Raw genomic sequence first — 17910 nt, 5'->3', positions numbered from 1 at the left:
CCGGCGAAGGCCGGGGTCCAGTTGGGGGACGCCGCTAACAATGGTGGCGGTCTGGCACTGCGACCTTTCCAACTGGGCCCCGGCCTTCGCCGGGGAGGTGCCGTTTGGGAGCCTGAAGCGCCTAACTGTCAGGGGGCGGTCGCGAGCGAAACGCTAGGCTGGCGACGTGGAATCGAATGCTGTGGGTACCGAACCGGGCCCCCCGCTCACCTCACAGGCAAACCTCAGTTCGCGTCGTTCACCAGCGTGAAGATCCCGCGCGGATCGGTAGGACCATGCTGGATCGTCGCAAGCTGAGCGGCATTGGCATGCTGCGTTGCAGACACGGTGTGGGTCGCACTCGCCATCTGGAACGACGGCTGCACCGGAGCATCGAGCGTATCGCCGGCAGGCGCGTGGCCCGAGTAGATGAAGCCCTTGGTCGGATAGGCCGAGGTGCCGAGGTCGCCCTGCGGACCATACCAGACCTTGACCATGCTCCAGTCACCGGCGGGCGAGACGTCGATCGCGCGGACGTTGGTCTCGATCGCGCCGGGGCGCGACCAGTTGGCATGCGTAAGGAGGACTTCGCGGTCGCTGACGACCTTCGAGACCATTGCGACATGGCCGACGCGCATCCGCGAGGTCGGCGAGAAGGCGAGGACCGAGCCGGCCTTCGGGGTGTGGCCACGCTCGTAGCGACCCTCGGCCTGGCTCCACCAGGTGTTGGCATTGCCGCGGATTTCGATGCCCGACACCGAGCGAGCGAACGTCACGCACTGCCAGAACTGAGCCGCAGCAGGGGTGGCCGTCATCAGGCCGCACGATACCACCAGCGCAAAACGCGCTGCTAACGCCTTGAAATTCATCGAGACCCCCCGGCCAAAACCCGTTTGTCGCATTCTGGCTACGGGAGGTTCGATTTAATTGGAACCCGTGCGGGAACCATATCCGACGAAGCGTGTTACCGCGCCGACCAACGCCCCGAATGGGCGCTCAGGGCGGCTCAGTTCATGAGTTTCCAACCGGTTATGCGGTCCACGGTGACCTGCGTGACCGCATGATAGCCCGGCCGCGCCTTGCCGTAGATCTCCATCGCCAGCTTGTGGCCCCAGTCGCCCGAGTCCATCAGCTGCTGGAACAGCGGCGCGACGAACTTCCGCCGGCCCTGCGAGGTGAGGAACTGCTCGGCTGAGGCGTCGGCGGGGGCATAGTGATTGGCGAGCGCGAGTTGCAGCCAGGCGAAGCGGATCTCCGCGTTGCCGGTGGTGTTCCAACCGAACGCGGTGTCGAGCGTCTTCAACCGCTCGGTCGGGAGTTTGCGCGGCAATTGCGTGATGAACCGCGTGATCTCCTGCGTTGTAGCCTTGCCGGGCACGCCCGAGACGGGACCACCGGCCGCATACGCCTTCGCCGCCGCATCGACAGCGGGGAACGCAGCCGACGTGACATGGACTGCGTTCGCCGGGATACCGGGTTGGTAGACCCACGCATCGACGCCGATCGTCTTGGCTTCGGCGGGGGTCAGCAGCTTCGACTTGAGGTCGGTCAGGAAGCCCGCGCTGGTCTGCGGCTGGAAGGCGTGGCGGTCGAAATAGCTGCGGAGATACGCGTCCCACCGGGCGCGTCCGACCTGTTTCTCGATCGTGCGGAGGAACGCCGCGCCCTTGTCGTAGGCGATCTGCGTCATGCCGTCGTCGGGATCGCGCGCGGCATCGAGATCGAGGTGGAGCTGCGTGTCCTTCGCGGCGGGGCCACCGGCGTCCTTCACCGCGGCGAGCATGTCGGTCCAGGCGAGGTCGGCCTCCATGTCGGCGCGGCGCTTGCCGTAGAGCGCCTCCATGATCCGGTTCTCGAAGTAACTGGTGAAGCCTTCGTTGAGCCAAAAATCGTCCCACGTCGCGTTGGTGACGAGGTTGCCCGACCAGCTGTGCGCGAGTTCGTGCGCGATCAGCGAGACGAGGCTGCGGTCACCGGCGATCGCGGTCGGTGTCGCGAAGGTGAGCGTCGGGTTCTCCATGCCGCCGAACGGGAACGACGGCGGCAGGACCAGCACGTCGTAGCGGCCCCAGCGATACGGGCCGTACAGCCCTTCCGCGGCGGCGACGAATTTCTCGAGTTCGCCGAATTCATACGCGGCCTGGGGCAGCGTCGCGGGCTCGGCCCAGATGCCGGTGCGCGGGCCGGTCGACTTGAACGCGATGTCGCCGACCGCGAGCGCGATCAGGTACGTCGCGACGGGCTTGTCCATCTTGTAGGCAAACGTGCAGCGATCGGCAGCGCAGGTCGGCTTGCCGGTCGCGAGCCCGCTCATCACCGCGGTGAGCTGCCTGGGGACGGCGATCTTCGCTTCCCAGGTTTGCCGAATGCCGGGGGAGTCCTGCGTCGGAATCCAGCTGCGGTTGAGGATCGCCTCGCCCTGGCTGAACAGGAACGGCTGCGTCTTGCCCGCGGTCTGCGCAGGGGTGAGCCATTGCAGCGCCTTCGCGTCGGGCGACGAGGCGTAGGCGATGCGGATTTTCTTCGCGCCGTTGAGCGTGACGGTCAGCGGTGCGCCGTGGATCTTGTCGACCGCGCCGACCGAGTAGGGGAGCGGCTTGCCGGCGGCGTCGGTGATGTTGACGATCTTCAGGCCGTTCTCGTCGAGCACAAGCTTCGCGCCCGGTTTCGCCAAGATGTCGAGCGTGGCGATCCCGCGGATGACGTGCGTGTCGAAGTCGGCGGCGAGATCGAGCGCGACATGCGTGACGCGCGCCTCGGCGGGGCGGGCGTAGCTGTGCGGGTCGTGCGCGTCGGGGGTGGTGAGGACCGGTGCGACCGTCTGCGCGACGGCGGGGGATGCGAGGACGAGACTGAGGGCGGTGGCTAGTGCGGGGATACGCATGGAAACTCCGATGTCGCCGTTCCAAGGGGAAGGCCAAGCCACCGCCCTAACGCGCAGCTCCGCTCGCTGGAAGAGCGGCGGTCACCGTCCTGCTCCCCTCCCTGAAAGGGAGGGGTTGGGGGTGGGTCGGCCTGTTAGCTGACGGAGCGATCGACAAGCGGCCGACCCACCCCCGGCCCCTCCCTTCCAGGGAGGGGGGGGGAAGATTAGGGTTCGCGTGGCGCTGCATCGACGCTCGGCGCGCCAGCTAGTCGCGCCAGCCGCGCCTCATGCTCGACCCGGCCAAACGGAAAGCGGGAGAAGAAGAACGCCGACACGCACGCCAGCACGATGTAGAGGCCGGCATAGATCAGCGTCAGGCGGTCGATCGTACCGGTCGGGACCGTTCCCGGCGTCGCCTTGGCCGGGAACCCCGCCACCGCAAGGATCATCCCCGCGAAGAATATCCCGATCCCGCTCGTGCATTTCTGGACGAAGAACGATCCTGCGAAGAACACCCCTTCCGACCGCCTACCCGTCTTCGCCTCCGAATCCTCGACCACGTCCGCCATCATCGACGCGCCGAGGATGAACCCGGTGACGTTCGACGCGGTACCGAGGATGAAGAACCCGAACAGCATCGGCAGCAGCGTGGACTCGCCGACCTCCGGGAAAACGCCGAGCATCCGCAGCCAATAGGGCGACGTGTTGAGCGCCGCGCCGAGCAGCACCGCGCCCATCGCCGCCTTGGGCTTGCTCCCCGTCCTGCCGAGCCGGGGCGCGGCGAGGAACGCGAGAAACACGCCCGAGAACAGCGCGATCGTCAGATAGACGAACACCGGCCCCTTGAAGCCCCAGACATAGGTGTAGAGGTAGTTCGACATCGCGTAGCTGATGCCCTGGATCGTGTACGCGCAGACGCCCGCTGCCATCAGAATCGCGAACGCGCGGTTCTTCACCGTCTGGCGCAATTCGGCGAAGGACTCGCGCAAGGTCTGCTTGGCGATCGGCGGGTTCGGCAGATGCCTGATCTCATGATGCGTGCCGAGCGCGGAGACGAGGATCGCGACGCCGATGAAGACCGCGCCCGCCAACGCGAAGCCGCCGTATCCGGCACGGTTGAGCAGGCCGTTCGGGAACGCCGCGGTCGGCGCGAGGAAATACTGGTACGCCGACAACAGCATCAGCAACCCGCCGACCCAGCCGAACAGATAGCGATACGCCATGATCCGGGTGCGCTCGTCATACCCCGACGTCAGTTCGGGCGTCAGCGCGACCGAGGGGACCTCGTAACAACTCACCGCGCTACGGACGATCACCGCCATCGCAAACAGCCAGACCAACGTTTGCGGCTCCGACATCACCGAGGGCGGGTTCCACAGCAGCAACCAGCCGATCATGATCGGCAGCGCGGACGCGTACATCCACGGATGCCGCCGGCCCCATTTCGTCCGCGTGCGATCGGAAAAGAAGCCCACCGCGGGATCGACGAACGCATCGATCAGCAGCGCCATCATGATGACGAGGCCGACGGTGGCGGAAGGAAGCCCGACGACCTGGTTGTAGAACAGCAACAGGAACGTACCGAACCCGGCGTCCTTCACCCCGTACGCGACCGCGCCGAAGCCGTAGCTCGCCATCGTGCCGTTGGAGAGGCGGCGGGCGGGTGCCGTCACTTCAGTTTGTCGAGCAGCGCGAACAGCGAAGGTTGCGCGGGGTCCCAGCTTGGCCGCGTGCCGATCGTCATGCCGCCATCGACGAGGATGTGCGTGCCGGTGATGAAGCTCGCGTCGTCGCTGGCAAGGAACGCGACCGCGGCGGCGATGTCCTCGCTGGTGCCGGGGCGGCGGATCGGCTGTGCGTCGGCGGCGATATGCGCGATCATCGCGTCGGCCTGCGACGTCTTGGCGGCGTCGAGTTCGAGCGTGCGCGTGAAGATGTTGGTGACGATGAAGCCGGGCACGACCGCGTTCACGCGGATCCTGTGCTGCGCGAGATCGGCGGCGGCCTGCTTGGTGAGGTGGAGCACGCCGGCCTTGGCGGTGGAATAGGCGGTCGGCGCGTAGCCGGTGCCGAGCGCGGACACCGACGAGGTGTTGACGATCGCGCCGCCGCCTCGCTTGGCCATCCGCGGTGCTGCGTAGCGGATGCCGAGCGCGACCGAGCGGAGGAGGAGTGCCTGGGTGCGGTCCCAGTCCTCAGGCGAAATCTCGCCGATCGGATCGCGCGAACCACCCGCGCCGGCATTGTTGAACAGGATGTCGAGCCCGCCCGCATCGTCGGCAGTCTGCATCAGCGCCTCGATGTCGCCGGCCTGGAGCACGTCGGTACGCTGGAACAGGATACGGCCGCCGGATGCGTCGGCGATCGCGTGGCCGCCGGCCTCGTCGATGTCGCCGATCAGCACGGTGGCGCCTTCGTCGGCGAGTCGCAGCGCGGTCGCCCGGCCGATACCCGACGCACCGCCGGTCACGACGGCCCGCTTGCCTGAAAACCTCACACGCACTCTCCTGCTCTTTTTTTGCGAGCATAGTATGGCTTCTGCACTCGTCAATGACAGCGCGTTCGAAAAACGGGTTTGCGGCAAGCGGCGCTCGGCGATACCAAGCGGCCAAACATTCGGAGGATGCGTGATGGATACGACCAACCTGTTCCGGCTCGACGGCCGCGTCGCGCTGATCACCGGCGGCAGCCGCGGGATCGGCAAGATGATCGCCGCCGGCTTCATCGCGCAGGGGGCCAAGGTGTATATCTCTTCGCGGAAGGCCGATGTGTGCGAGGCGGCTGCGGCGGAACTCGGGCCGAACTGCATCGCGCTGCCGCAGGACGTCTCGACGGTGGCAGGGTGCAAGGCGCTTGCCGCGCAGTTCGCCGAGCATGAGTCGAAGCTCGATATCCTCGTGAACAATGCGGGGGCGGCTTGGGGCGTGCCGTTCGAGGAGTTTTCCGAGGTCGGCTGGGACAAGGTCATGGACCTCAACGTGAAGTCGCCGTTTTTTCTGACGCAGGCGCTGCATGCGGCGCTGAAGGCGTCGGGATCACGGGAAAAACCGGCGAAGGTGATCAACATCACGTCGATTGACGGGCAGCGGCTGAACCCGTGGGAGACGTACAGCTATCACGCGTCGAAGTCGGCGCTGATCTATCTGACGAAGCGGATGGCGGCGCGGCTGGTGACGGACTCGATCAACGTCACCTCGATCGCACCGGGCGCGTTTGCGAGCGACATGAACAAGGCGGCGCGGGATCATGGGGATGCGGTGGCGCAGGGGATTCCGGCGAAGCGGGTTGGCGTGGACGAGGATATGGCGGGCGCCGCGATCTACCTCGCCAGCCGTGCGGGGGATTACGTGATCGGGGAGACGATTACCGTGGACGGCGGCCTGGTCCACGCATCGCTAGGGACGTCGATCGACGCGTAAGTCAATTCCCTCGCCCCTCCGGGGAGAGGGAGGGAGGAGCACTTGCGACGGAAGGGAGAGGGGCCGTTGGGATGAACCGTCCCGAGCCTCACTCCCCTCTCCCTTCCCACGGCAAGCGCCGCGGGCCCCTTCCCTCTCCCCGTAGGGCGAGGGAGATTAGCGGGCGATGCCACCCGCGGCGAGGACGGCCAGGGTTACCAGTTCGCTTGCGGTCGACGTCATCGGCGCAACCTGCACCGGCTTCTCCATCCCGATCAGCATCGGCCCGATCACCGAGTCCCCGCCCAGCTCCCGCAACAGTTTCGCCGAGATATGCGCGGATTGCAGCCCCGGCATGATCAGCACGTTCGCCGGCCCCGACAGCCGCGCAAACGGGTAGTTTGCGAGCTGCTTCGGGTTCAGCGCGACATCCGGCGCCATCTCGCCCTCATACTCGAACCCGACCTTTCGCCCGTCGAGTACCGTCACCGCATCGCGGATATTGTCGAGCCACTCCCCCTTCGGATTGCCGAAGTTCGAGTAGCTGAGGAACGCCACGCGAGGCTCATGCCCCATCCGCCGCGCGACCGCCGCGGTCTGTTCGGCGAAGTCGGCCAATTGCTCGGCGGTGGGACGTTCGTTGACCGTCGTGTCGGCGATGAACACCGTGTGACTCTTGCCGATGAGCAGATGAATACCGAACGGCGTCTTCCCCGCCGCCGGATCGATCACGCGATAAATCTGGCGCATCGTCTCGCCATAGGTGCGGGTAATGCCGGTGATCATCGCGTCGCCTTCGCCGAGCTGGAGCAGCAGCGCACCGAAGATGTTGCGGTCCTGGTTGACCATCCGCTCGCAATCGCGGCGCAGATAGCCGCGACGCTGGAGCCGCGAATACAGGAAGTCGACCATCCGCGGCACGAGCGGCGAGACGCGGCTGTTGTGGAGTTCGAAGCTCTCGGGGTCGGTAACGCCGAGCGCGCGCAACCGGTCGGGCACGTCGTCGCGGCCGACCAGCACAGGCGTGCCATATCCCCCTTCCTTGAAGGCGATGGCGGCGCGGAGGACGACCTCTTCCTCGCCTTCCGCGAAGATCACGCGCTTGGGATGCGCGCGGGCGCCTTCATACGCCATCGACAGGACCGAGGTGGTCGGGTTGAGGCGGGCACGGAGCGAGTGCCGATACGCTTCGATGTCGAGGATCGGCTTGGTCGCGACGCCCGAGGCCATTGCGGCCTTTGCGACCGCGACGGGGACGACTTCCATCAGCCGCGGATCGAATGGCGCGGGGATGATGTAGGCCGGACCGAAGCTGTGGCTAACGCCGTACGCGGCCGCGACTTCTTCCGGCACGCGTTCGCGCGCGAGTTCGGCGATCGCGTTGGCGGCGGCGATCTTCATCGCGTCGTTGATCCCGGTCGCGCGGACGTCAAGCGCCCCGCGGAAGATGAACGGGAAGCCGAGCACGTTGTTGACCTGATTCGGATAATCCGAGCGCCCGGTCGCGACGATCGCATCGGGGCGCGCGGCCATCGCCAGTTCGGGGCGGATCTCCGGCTCGGGGTTGGCCATCGCGAAGATGATCGGCGCGGGGGCCATGTCCTTGACCATCTCCGGCGTCAGCGATCCCGCCGCGGAGAGCCCCAGGAACACGTCGGCACCGACCAGCGCCTCGGTCAGCGTGCGCGTCTCGGTGATCGCGGCGTGCGCCGACTTCCACTGGTCGACGCCCTCGCGGCCCTGGTAGATCACGCCCTTGCGATCGCACAGGATGACGTTGTCGCCGCGCACGCCCATCGCCTTGACGAGTTCGGTGCACGCGATCGCCGCGGCGCCCGCGCCGTTGACGACGATCTTGACCTCGGACAGCTTGCGTCCCGTGAGCAGGCACGCGTTGATCAGGCCGGCGGCGGTGATGATCGCGGTGCCGTGCTGGTCGTCATGGAAGACGGGGATGTTCATCCGCTCGCGCAGCGCCTGCTCGATGATGAAGCATTCCGGCGCCTTGATGTCCTCGAGGTTGATCCCGCCGAAGGTCGGCTCCATCAGCTCGACCGCGTCGATGAAGCGGTTCACGTCCTCGGTCTTCAGCTCGATATCGATCGCGTCGACGTCGGCGAAGCGCTTGAAGAGCACCGCCTTGCCCTCCATCACCGGCTTGCTGGCCAGCGGCCCGAGATTGCCCATGCCGAGGATCGCGGTGCCGTTCGAGATCACCGCGACGAGGTTTCCCTTCGCGGTATAGTCGTAGACGGTCGCGGGATCGTCGTAGATCGCCTGCACCGGCACCGCGACGCCGGGCGAATAGGCGAGCGCGAGATCGCGCTGCGTCGCCATCGGCTTCGACGCAATGATCTCGATCTTCCCCGGACGGCCTTCCGAGTGGAAGAGCAAGGCTTCGCGTTCGGAGAATTGCAGCGTTTCGTCGGACATGGGCGGGGCCTCTCTCTGTGGCCTGTGTCTTTACGCAGACGATGCCGCTTCGTCACCCCGGACACTTCGCCCATGTTCTCCTGCGAACGCAGGAGCCCAGGATCAAGCAGCGCTGTCCCCTGGAACCCTGGGCTCCTGCGTTCGCAGGAGAACGGCGGCGGATGACGAACCCGCAAAGTTTCGCTACCCGCCCCTGATGTCGCACCCCGCCCCTACCCCCATGATGACGCAGTATCTCGGCCTGAAGGCGGAGGCGCAGGATTGCTTGCTGTTCTACCGGATGGGCGATTTCTTCGAACTGTTCATGGATGATGCGCGGGTCGCAGCCGGCGTGCTCGACATCGCGCTGACCGCGCGCGGCGAGCATGAAGGCAAGCCGATCCCGATGTGCGGCGTGCCTGTGCATGCGGCGACGGTGTACCTCCAACGCCTGATCAAGGCCGGCCACCGCGTCGCGATCGCCGAACAGGTCGAAAGCCCGGCGGAGGCGAAGGCTCGCGGTGGATCGAAGGCGCTCGTCGCGCGCGCGATCGTCCGGGTGGTGACGGCGGGGACGCTGACCGAGGAGGCGCTACTCGACGCGCGGAGCGACAATTGGTGCGTGGCGATCGGCGAGGCGGGCGGGTCGGTAGCTATCGCCGCCGCGGACGTCTCGACCGGGCGCTTCGAGATCGTCGAGGTTGCGGGTGACGCGGTCGAGGCGGAACTCGCGCGGCTTGGGGCTGCCGAGGTCGTGGCGTCTGAGGCTAGCGCTTTCGAGGAGGCCGCGACGACGCTGCGGCCGAAAATCGACTTCGACAGCGGCGCGGGCGAGGCTCGGCTCAAGCGACTGTACGGCGTGGCGACGCTCGACGGGTTCGGGCAGTTCGGCCGCGCGGGGCTCGCCGCGGCGGGCGGACTGGTCGCGTATCTTGAGCATAATGCGAAGGGCACGATGCCGTTTTTGCGCCCCCCGCGGATAGGCCGCGCGGCGGAGACGATGGCGATCGACGCCGCCACCCGCGAGAGCCTCGAGCTGACCTGCACCACCGGCGGCGTGCGCAAAGGCAGCCTGCTCGACGCGGTCGACCGGACCGTGACGGGCGCCGGTGCGCGGTTGCTCGGCGCGGACCTCGGTGCGCCGCTGATGGACAAGGCGGCGATCGATGCGCGGCTCGATCTAGTGCGACTGTTCCATGACGACCAAGCGGCGCGCGAGCGGTTGCGCTCGACGTTGCGGGCGCTGCCCGACATCGGCCGCGCGCTCGGGCGACTGGCGGCAGGGCGTGGCGGCCCGCGCGATCTGGGGCAGTTGCGCGACGGGCTCGACGGCGCGTGGAGCCTTGGCGAGCGGATGGATGCGATCGTCGATCCGCCGGTGCTGCTCCGGGACATCGCGCCAAGATTGCGCGGCCACGGCGCGCTGATCGACCTGCTCAAGCGTGCGCTGGTGCCGTCGCCACCGATCGAGGCATCGGACGGCGGCTATATCGCGGCGGGCTATGACGCCGCGCTCGACGACCTGCGCGATGCCGGCGCTGGCGGGCGGCGGGCGATTGCCGCGCTGGAGGCGGAGTTTCGGACTTCGACTGGGGTCACCGCGTTGAAGATCCGCCACAACGGCGTGCTCGGCTATCATGTCGAGGTTCCCGCGCGGGCGGCGGATCCGTTGATGAAGCCCGAGAGCGGCTTCACGCATCGCCAGACGCTCGCGGGCGTGGTGCGGTTCAATACGCCTGCGCTGCACGAGGTCGCGGCGAAGGTGTCGCAGGCCGGCGCACACGGGCTCGCGGCCGAAGCGGCGCATCTCGAGGAACTCACCGCGCAGGCTCTTGCGGGGCGCGAGGCGATCGCGGCGACGGCGGATGCGCTCGCGCGGTTGGACGTCGCAGCCGGGCTGGCGGAGCGCGCCGCGGAAGGCGCCTGGGCGCGGCCTTCGCTGGTCGATCACGCGTGCTTCGAGATCGAGGGCGGCCGGCATCCGGTGGTCGAAGCGGCGGTGGCGAAGTCGGGCGACCGGTTCGTCGCCAACGACTGCAATTTGTCGGAAAGCTCGCGACTGTGGCTCGTCACCGGCCCGAACATGGGCGGTAAATCGACCTTCCTCCGCCAGAACGCACTGATCGCCGTGCTCGCGCAGGCCGGGTCGTACGTGCCCGCGACCAAGGCCACGCTGGGCCTGGTCGACCGCCTGTTCAGCCGCGTCGGGGCGTCGGACAACCTCGCCCGCGGCCGCTCCACCTTCATGGTCGAGATGGTCGAGACCGCGGCGATCCTTGCGCAGGCAACGCCGCGATCGTTCGTAATCCTCGACGAGGTCGGGCGCGGTACGTCGACCTATGACGGGCTCGCGATCGCCTGGGCGGTGGTCGAGGCGATCCACGAAGACAACCGGTGCAGGTGTCTGTTCGCGACGCATTACCATGAACTGACGCGGCTCGCCGAGCGCTGCGAGGCGCTGTCGCTGCATCATGTCCGCGCGCGCGAGTGGAAGGGGGAGCTGGTGCTGCTCCACGAACTCGCCGACGGGCCGGCGGATCGGAGCTATGGGCTGGCGGTCGCGCGGTTGGCGGGGATGTCGCCGGTGACGGTGGCGCGCGCGAAGGCGGTGCTGGCGAAACTCGAGGCGGGACGCGCGAAGACCGGCGGGCTCGCGGCCGGGCTCGACGACCTGCCGTTGTTCGCCGCCGCTGCGCAGGTCGAGGAGGCTGCGTGCGACGTGCTGCGCGAGGATCTCGCCAAGCTGGATATCGACGCGATGAGCCCTCGCGATGCGCTGGACGCACTGTACCGATTGAAGGCGTTGGCGAACGAGGGATAGCCCTCCAACGATGTATAGCCCCCCGTCATGCCGGACTCGTTCGGCATCCACTGTTCCGCATGGGCGGGAGAACTGGGTACGCGGGACGGTGGACCCCGGCTTCCGCCGGGTTGACGGAGTGACGGGTGACGGAGCGGGTTTGCGGCGGAGTGAAGCTGCTCCCCTCCCTGAAAGGGAGGGGTTGGGGGTGGGTCGGGTTCCGCATGTCCTTGCCGTTGCGGCATAAACCGGCCGACCCACCCCCTACCCCTCCCTTCCAGGGAGGGGAGCCCGTCGTATTTTGGGAGCGCGGGAGAATATCTCTCACGTCCTAGTATCTCACGATACGTCAATGCTAGGCGGCGGCCGGATTTAGCGGAGCGCGGGCTTTGGGCGGACATCATCACGGGCACGACCACGGCCATTCGCATGGTCACTCACACTCCCATGGCGGGCATGGCCACAGCCACGCGCCAGCCTCGTTCGACCGTGCGTTCGCGATCGGCATCGGCCTCAACATCGTCTTCGTCGTCGTCGAGGCGATCGTCGGCCTGCGGATCGACTCGGTGGCGCTGCTCGCCGACGCGGGCCACAATCTGTGCGACGTACTCGGCCTCGTCGTCGCCTGGGGCGGCACGATGCTCGCGCGCACCGCACCAACCAAGCGCTACACCTACGGGCTGAAGGGCTCGACGATCCTCGCCGCGCTGGCCAACGCGCTGCTGCTGCTGGTAGCACTCGGCGCGATCGTGCTGGAGGCGTCGCAGCGCTTCTCCGATCCCGCCCCGACCGCAGGCCTGACCGTGTCGATGGTCGCGGGCATCGGCATCGCCGTCAACGCGTTCACCGCGTGGATGTTCGCGCGGGGGCGCAAGGGCGACGTCAACATCCGCGGCGCCTACCTCCACATGGCCGCCGACGCGCTCGTGTCGGCGGGCGTGGTGATCGCCGGCTTCGTGATCTGGCGCACCGGCCTTACCTGGATCGACCCCGCGGTGAGCATCGTCATCGCCGTCCTGATCTTCTGGCAAACCTGGGGCCTGCTCCGCGAGACCGTCGAGATGTCACTGTCCGCGGTCCCCCGCGGGATCGAGTTCGACCATGTCGACGATGCGCTCCGCGGCCTGCCCGGCGTGACCGAGATCCACGATCTCCACATCTGGCCGATGAGCACCACCGAACCCGTCCTTACCGCGCATCTCGTAATGCCCGCCGGCCACCCCGGCGACCAATTCCTCAGCGACGCCAGGACAATGCTCCACGACAAATTCGGCATCGGCCACGCCACATTGCAGGTCGAAACGGGCCACGGTCACGACTGCTCAATGGCCAGCCCCGACAAGGTCTGACGCGCGTCAGATGAAGTGGAAGTCCGCCTTTGCGCGGCTGGTTTCGCCTTCCAGCGCCTGGTCGCGGTAAGGCCCGTCGCGGTCGACCCAGTGCAGGAAGAGGTGCGCCGACCAGCCATTCGGGTTCGGCGTCATCCGGCCGTGGCGGTGGTGCACACCCTGGTACAGGACCGCATCGCCGACCTCCATCGCGATTCCCGCATATGGCTCCGCGCCGAAGTCGTCGGTAACGCGCGCGCTCGGCTCGGTCCGCACTGTGCCGACCTCCAGATCCCAGGGCGCACCGTCGCTGTAATCGAGCGTCAGCGACAGGCTGTGCTCGCACGCCTGGCGGTCCGAATGCACCATGCAGACGTCGCCCTCGCGGTAGATCCGGAAATAATCATAGGTCGGCAACAGGTCGCGCCCGACGAGCTGACTCACGATCGGCGTCAGTCCCCATAGAAACTGCAGCATCGGCGGATATTGCCGGCCATAAACCTCGAACGCGGCACGTTTCAGCAGATTGGGATGCTGCGTGACCTTGCTCAGATCGACCCGGTCCAGCGCCAGATCCTGCTTGAGCCGGCGCAGGAAAGCATCGGTCACCTCGACCGGTATCAGTCCGCGAAGATGCGCGAACCCGTTGTCACGATAGTTGCCGTCGACCTTCATCGCTCGATTGCTATCGGCCGGTGCAAACCGGTGCAAGCCCTCGGCCAGCCGCACGAGAGTCGAAGAATGAACTTTTACGGAGTGGCGCAAGTTACACCGGCATAGATCAGGAGACTATCCCATGAAGAAGCATCTTATCGCCGCGTTGATGTCGGTCGCCATCGCAGCGCCGGCCATGCTGCCGACCGCCGCGACCGCGCAGCGTTACGACGATCGCCGCGACAACAACGACCGTCGCGATCGTGACGATCGCCGGTACGACAACGACCGCCGCGGCAACGATCGCAACTGGCGTGGCGACGACCGCAACTGGGATCCGTCGAACAGCTATCGTGACGGCAAGTATCGCGAGCGCCGCCTCAGCCGCAACGACCGGATCTACCGTGGTCGCGACGGCCGCGCCTATTGCAAGCGCAACGACGGCACGACCGGTCTCGTGATCGGTGCCCTCGGCGGCGGTGCGCTGGCCAACCTGATCGGTGGCGGCACGCTCGGTACGCTGGCGGGTGCCGGCGGTGGTGCCTTGCTTGGCCGTTCGGTCGACCGCGGCAACGTTAAGTGCCGTTGAGCCTTAGCCGAAGCTAGACATGACGAAGCGGCGGCCGAGCGATCGGCCGCCGTTTTCGTACCTACAGCATGCCGTACAGAAGCGTGCCGTTCAGCCCGATGATCACCGCGGCGATCACCCAGGCGAGAATCTTCAGCCACGCCGGGCTCACGAGGTCGCCCATGATCGTGCGGTCGCCGGTGAACTTGACCAGTGGCACCACCGCGAACGGCAGTTGCAGGCTGAGCACGACTTGGCTGAGCACCAGCAGTTTCGTTGCGCCAGCGTCGCCCGACGCGCCGACCACGAACACGGCGGGCACGATCGCCAGCAGCCGCGTCACCAGCCGCCGCGCCCAGACCGGCATGCGCAGGTTGAGGAAGCCCTCCATCACGATTTGGCCGGCGAGCGTACCCGTCACCGTCGAGTTCTGCCCCGACGCGAGCAGCGCGACCGCGAAGAGCACACTCGCCGCACCCATCCCCAGCATCGGTGCAAGCAACTGGTACGCCTGGTCGATCTCGGCAACGTCGGTGCGCCCGGCAACGTGGAAGGTCGCCGCCGCCAAGATCAAAATCGCCGCGTTGATGAAGAAGGCGAGGCCCAGCGCGACCGTGCCGTCGATCGTCGCCATCGTGATCGCGTCGCGCTTGCCGGCCGTGTCCTTGGCGAACGCGCGCGTCTGGACGATCGACGAGTGGAGATACAGATTGTGCGGCATCACGGTCGCGCCGAGGATGCCGATCGCGATGTAGAGCATCGCCGGGTTGGTGACGATCTGCGTCGTCGGCACCAGCCCGCCGAGCACGCCCGCCCATTCGGGCCGCGCCAGGAACAGCTCGAAGACGAAGCAGCCGGCGATGATCACGAGCAGGGCGACGACGAACGCCTCCAGCTTGCGGAACCCGAAGCGTTGCAGCGCGAGGATCAGGAACACGTCGAGCGCGGTGAGAACGACGCCGTAGACCAGTGGCAAGCCGAACAGCAGCTTCAGCGCGATCGCCGTGCCGAGCACTTCGGCAAGATCGCAGGCGATGATCGCGATCTCGCAGAGGAACCAGAGCGCGACCGAGACCGGCTTAGAATAATGCGCGCGGCAGGCCTGGGCGAGGTCGAGCCCGGCGACGATGCCGAGGCGTGCGGAAAGCGCCTGGAGGACCATCGCCATCAGGTTCGACAACAGCACGACCGACAGCAACGTGTAGCCGAACGCGGAGCCGCCGGCGATGTCGGTCGCCCAGTTGCCGGGGTCCATGTAGCCGACCGCGACTAGATACCCCGGCCCCACGAATGCGAACAGCCGCCGCCAGAACGACGCGCCTTCGGGGACGACGACGGTGCGGTGGCTCTCGGCGAGCGAGTTGGCAAAGTCGGACGCGGGGAGATTGGGGGCTGACATCGGGGGCTGCTTTGCCGGAACGAGGGGGAGGGGACAAGGCGTGGCTGGCGAGTCGGGCGACAATGCGTTCACCTCCGTCCCGTCACTCCAGGGATATCTGGGGTATTCCGGTTGGCGGGTGTAGCCATTGGAATGGAGAAATGCCGGCTTTCGCCGAGCCGACGTGTGCGTGCGTGCACAACGAATATATGGGAAGCGCCTCCCCTCCCTGGAAGGGAGGGGCTGGGGGTGGGTCGGCCCGCTTAAGCCACCACCGTCCAAACATGCGGAACCCGACCCACCCCCGCCCCCGCCCTTCCAGGGAGGGAAGAAGGAGGTCAGATGACCTTCATGTCCGCCTGGTAATGATGCCACGCGAAGATCGCCGCAGCTCCCCGGTGCGGGCGCCAGGCCTCCGCCACTTCGCGCGTCAGTTTCTCGCTGGGGCGGGTTTCGTGGCCGAGAATGCGTCCAACCTCGATCTGGATCGCGAGGTCGCCGGCCGGCCAGATGTCCGTCCGCCCTTCCGCGAACAGCAGGTAGATCTCTGCCGACCAGCGACCGATCCCCTTCACGCGGACCAGCGCGGCGATCGCCTCCTCGTCGTCCTGGGGCAGGTCGGTCAGGTCGAGCCGGCCGCTCGTCACCTCGTCGGCGAGGCTGCGCGCGTAGCCGAGCTTCTGGCGCGACAGGCCTGCGCTCTTCAGCAATTCGTCGCTGGCGGCGGCGATCTTCGCCGGATCCCCTGCGCCGCCGACTACCGCGTCGAGCTTGTTCCACACTGCAGCCGCAGAGGCGACGCTCACCTGCTGCCCGACGATCGTCCGCAGCAACGTCGCGAAGCCGCGCTCGCTGATCCGGGGTGCGGGGTGGCCGGCATTGCCGACCGCGACCGCGAACGCCGGCTCGATTTCGCACAACGCCGCCATCGCGGTTTCGAGTTGCTCTGCGCTCAGGCCCATGATGCTTGATCCCTGGCGCGCGCAACGGCATGAACGCGCAGAAGTTTTTCGGAGAATGACATGCCCAAGCTTATCGTCGTGACGCGCGAAGGGGAAGAACGCGAGATCATCGGCGAGGCGGGCCTTTCGGTGATGGAAGTCATCCGCGACGCCGGGATCGACGAGATCCTGGCGCTGTGCGGCGGCTGTTGCTCGTGCGCCACCTGCCACGTCCATGTCGACCCGGACTTTGCGGCCAAACTGAAGCCGATGGGGCCGGACGAGGATGATCTGCTCGATTCGACGAGTGATCGGGATGAGTTTTCACGGCTGTCGTGCCAGATCGAGCTGACCGACGGGCTGGATGGCCTGATGGTCCGGATCGCCGAAGAGGACTGATTTCTCGAGTCCCTCGCCCCTACGGGGAGAGGGAGGGAGGCGCCCTTGCGCCGGAAGGGAGAGGGGCGTTGGGATCCAAGTCCCGAGCCTCACGCCCCTCTCCCTTCCCACCGCAAGGGCGCCGGGCCCCTTCCCTCTCCCCGTAGGGGCGAGGGAGTAATTTTACCGCGTGGTGATGGCGTAGAGCGCGATCGCCGCCGCATTCGAGACGTTCAGGCTTTCCACCTTCTCCGAGATCGGCAGTTTCGCCAGCTCGTCGCAATGCTGCTCGGTATTCTGCCGCATGCCCTCGCCCTCGGCACCGAGCACGATCGCGATCCGCTGCGTGCCCATCGCTTCCGACAGCGTCTGCGTCGCATGGCCCGTCAGCCCGATCCGCCAGAACCCCGCCGCCGCAATCTCCTCCAAAGCGCGCGCGAGGTTCACCACCCGAATCCAAGGCACGCTCTCAAGCGCACCCGAAGCCGCCCGCGCGATCGTCCCCGACTCCGGCGGCGCATTCCGGTCCGGCGTAATGATCCCCAGCGCATCGAACGCCGCAGCCGAGCGCAAGATCGCGCCGACGTTATGCGGATCGGTCACCCCGTCGAGGATCACCAGCGGGCGATTGTCGTCCTTGCCATGCTCGAGCAGGTCGGCAAGCCACATGTCCTCGAGCGGCTCGACCTCGATCACCACGCCCTGGTGCGGCGCATCGCCCGGCACCAGCCGTGCCAGATCCATCGCCTCGGCATAGGTCACCGGCACGTCGGCGGGCAGGTCGAACCCGGCCAGCGCCTCGCGCGTGCCGAGGATTTTGCGCACCGTGCGCTCCGGATTGGCGAGCGCCGCGCCCACCGCGTGCTTGCCCCAGAAGCGGGGGCGGCCTGCCGGTGCCTTGCTCGGCCTGTGTCCCTTGCGTGCCATATTCGCTCTCTATCGTGTCTGTGTATGCCGCGTCCTTGTCGGCATTCCGCTCCCGCGGCAACTATGAACCACGAAACTTCGCAAAACCTGCGTTGACACACCGGGCGCGCTTCGCCATTGAGCCGCCTCGCTTGAAAGAGCGGCGCTTGCAAAAGCGGCCTGGACAGGTGGCCGAGTGGTTAAAGGCAGCAGACTGTAAATCTGCCGGAGTTTCTCCTACGTAGGTTCGAACCCTACCCTGTCCACCACCGCCCCAGCGCGGTGATGGATCATCCCAAATT

Annotated in this window: 14 protein-coding genes and 1 tRNA gene; 6 read left to right on the top strand and 9 right to left on the bottom strand. The window is 66.9% G+C overall.

Annotated elements, in window-relative coordinates; all coding sequences use genetic code 11:
* Window positions 1–224 precede the first annotated feature (224 nt).
* From C8J25_RS01475 to C8J25_RS01460, 4 genes are all read right to left on the bottom strand, one after another.
* Window positions 225–848, bottom strand: coding sequence for a CHAP domain-containing protein (locus C8J25_RS01475; RefSeq protein ID WP_107951961.1), 624 nt, complete (start codon window positions 846–848; stop codon window positions 225–227).
* 137 nt (window positions 849–985) lie between these two features.
* Complete coding sequence (locus tag C8J25_RS01470) at window positions 986–2863, bottom strand: M1 family metallopeptidase (RefSeq protein ID WP_107951960.1); 1878 nt, start codon at window positions 2861–2863, stop codon at window positions 986–988.
* 206 nt (window positions 2864–3069) lie between these two features.
* Complete coding sequence (locus tag C8J25_RS01465; RefSeq protein WP_341871514.1) at window positions 3070–4518, bottom strand: MFS transporter; 1449 nt, start codon at window positions 4516–4518, stop codon at window positions 3070–3072.
* Window positions 4515–5342, bottom strand: a complete 828-nt coding sequence (locus tag C8J25_RS01460) for an SDR family NAD(P)-dependent oxidoreductase (RefSeq protein ID WP_107951959.1) — start codon at window positions 5340–5342, stop codon at window positions 4515–4517. Before C8J25_RS01460 ends, C8J25_RS01465 begins: the two co-directional genes overlap by 4 nt.
* 133 nt (window positions 5343–5475) lie before the next feature.
* On the opposite strand from C8J25_RS01460, the gene C8J25_RS01455 reads away from it, so the two are divergent.
* The gene (locus tag C8J25_RS01455) at window positions 5476–6264 is read left to right on the top strand and encodes an SDR family NAD(P)-dependent oxidoreductase (RefSeq protein WP_056484752.1); all 789 of its coding nucleotides are present in this window, start codon (window positions 5476–5478) and stop codon (window positions 6262–6264) included.
* Window positions 6265–6420: 156 nt separating this feature from the next.
* Here C8J25_RS01455 and C8J25_RS01450 read toward each other — a convergent pair whose 3' ends face one another.
* Window positions 6421–8676 carry an NADP-dependent malic enzyme gene (locus tag C8J25_RS01450; protein ID WP_107951958.1) on the bottom strand — a complete coding sequence of 752 codons (2256 nt, stop codon included), beginning with the start codon at window positions 8674–8676 and terminating at the stop codon, window positions 6421–6423.
* Between the two features lie 220 nt (window positions 8677–8896).
* On the opposite strand from C8J25_RS01450, the gene mutS reads away from it, so the two are divergent.
* Complete coding sequence (gene mutS, locus C8J25_RS01445; RefSeq protein WP_107951957.1) at window positions 8897–11476, top strand: DNA mismatch repair protein MutS; 2580 nt, start codon at window positions 8897–8899, stop codon at window positions 11474–11476.
* A gap of 368 nt (window positions 11477–11844) precedes the next feature.
* Window positions 11845–12804, top strand: a complete 960-nt coding sequence (locus C8J25_RS01440; RefSeq protein WP_107951956.1) for a cation diffusion facilitator family transporter — start codon at window positions 11845–11847, stop codon at window positions 12802–12804.
* A 6-nt stretch (window positions 12805–12810) separates the two neighbouring features.
* On the opposite strand, the gene C8J25_RS01435 is transcribed toward C8J25_RS01440, so the two are convergent.
* Window positions 12811–13458 carry a hypothetical protein gene (locus C8J25_RS01435; protein WP_107951955.1) on the bottom strand — a complete coding sequence of 216 codons (648 nt, stop codon included), beginning with the start codon at window positions 13456–13458 and terminating at the stop codon, window positions 12811–12813.
* A gap of 121 nt (window positions 13459–13579) precedes the next feature.
* Here C8J25_RS01435 and C8J25_RS01430 point away from each other — a divergent pair, with 121 nt between their 5' ends.
* Window positions 13580–14026: a hypothetical protein gene (locus C8J25_RS01430; protein ID WP_107951954.1), complete on the top strand. Its 447-nt coding sequence runs from the start codon at window positions 13580–13582 to the stop codon at window positions 14024–14026.
* Between the two features lie 61 nt (window positions 14027–14087).
* Here the strand turns inward: C8J25_RS01430 and C8J25_RS01425 are convergent, their stop codons facing one another.
* On the bottom strand, window positions 14088–15404 hold the full coding sequence (locus C8J25_RS01425; RefSeq protein ID WP_107951953.1) for an Nramp family divalent metal transporter: 1317 nt from the start codon (window positions 15402–15404) through the stop codon (window positions 14088–14090).
* A gap of 317 nt (window positions 15405–15721) precedes the next feature.
* A complete protein-coding gene (locus tag C8J25_RS01420; protein ID WP_107951952.1) occupies window positions 15722–16345 on the bottom strand; it encodes a DNA-3-methyladenine glycosylase family protein in 624 nt (207 codons plus the stop codon).
* Window positions 16346–16405: 60 nt separating this feature from the next.
* Between C8J25_RS01420 and C8J25_RS01415 the strand changes: the two genes are divergently transcribed.
* The gene (locus C8J25_RS01415; protein WP_107951951.1) at window positions 16406–16723 is read left to right on the top strand and encodes a 2Fe-2S iron-sulfur cluster-binding protein; all 318 of its coding nucleotides are present in this window, start codon (window positions 16406–16408) and stop codon (window positions 16721–16723) included.
* 162 nt (window positions 16724–16885) lie between these two features.
* Here C8J25_RS01415 and rlmB read toward each other — a convergent pair whose 3' ends face one another.
* Window positions 16886–17629: a 23S rRNA (guanosine(2251)-2'-O)-methyltransferase RlmB gene (gene rlmB, locus C8J25_RS01410; RefSeq protein ID WP_056055070.1), complete on the bottom strand. Its 744-nt coding sequence runs from the start codon at window positions 17627–17629 to the stop codon at window positions 16886–16888.
* Between the two features lie 161 nt (window positions 17630–17790).
* Here rlmB and C8J25_RS01405 point away from each other — a divergent pair.
* A tRNA-Tyr gene (locus C8J25_RS01405) sits at window positions 17791–17877 on the top strand.
* Window positions 17878–17910 lie beyond the last annotated feature (33 nt).

Source organism: Sphingomonas faeni (assembly GCF_003053745.1).
GTDB lineage: Bacteria > Pseudomonadota > Alphaproteobacteria > Sphingomonadales > Sphingomonadaceae > Sphingomonas > Sphingomonas faeni.
The sequence above is the reverse complement of the archived record's forward strand: the minus strand, read 5'-3'. Positions and strand labels throughout refer to the sequence as shown.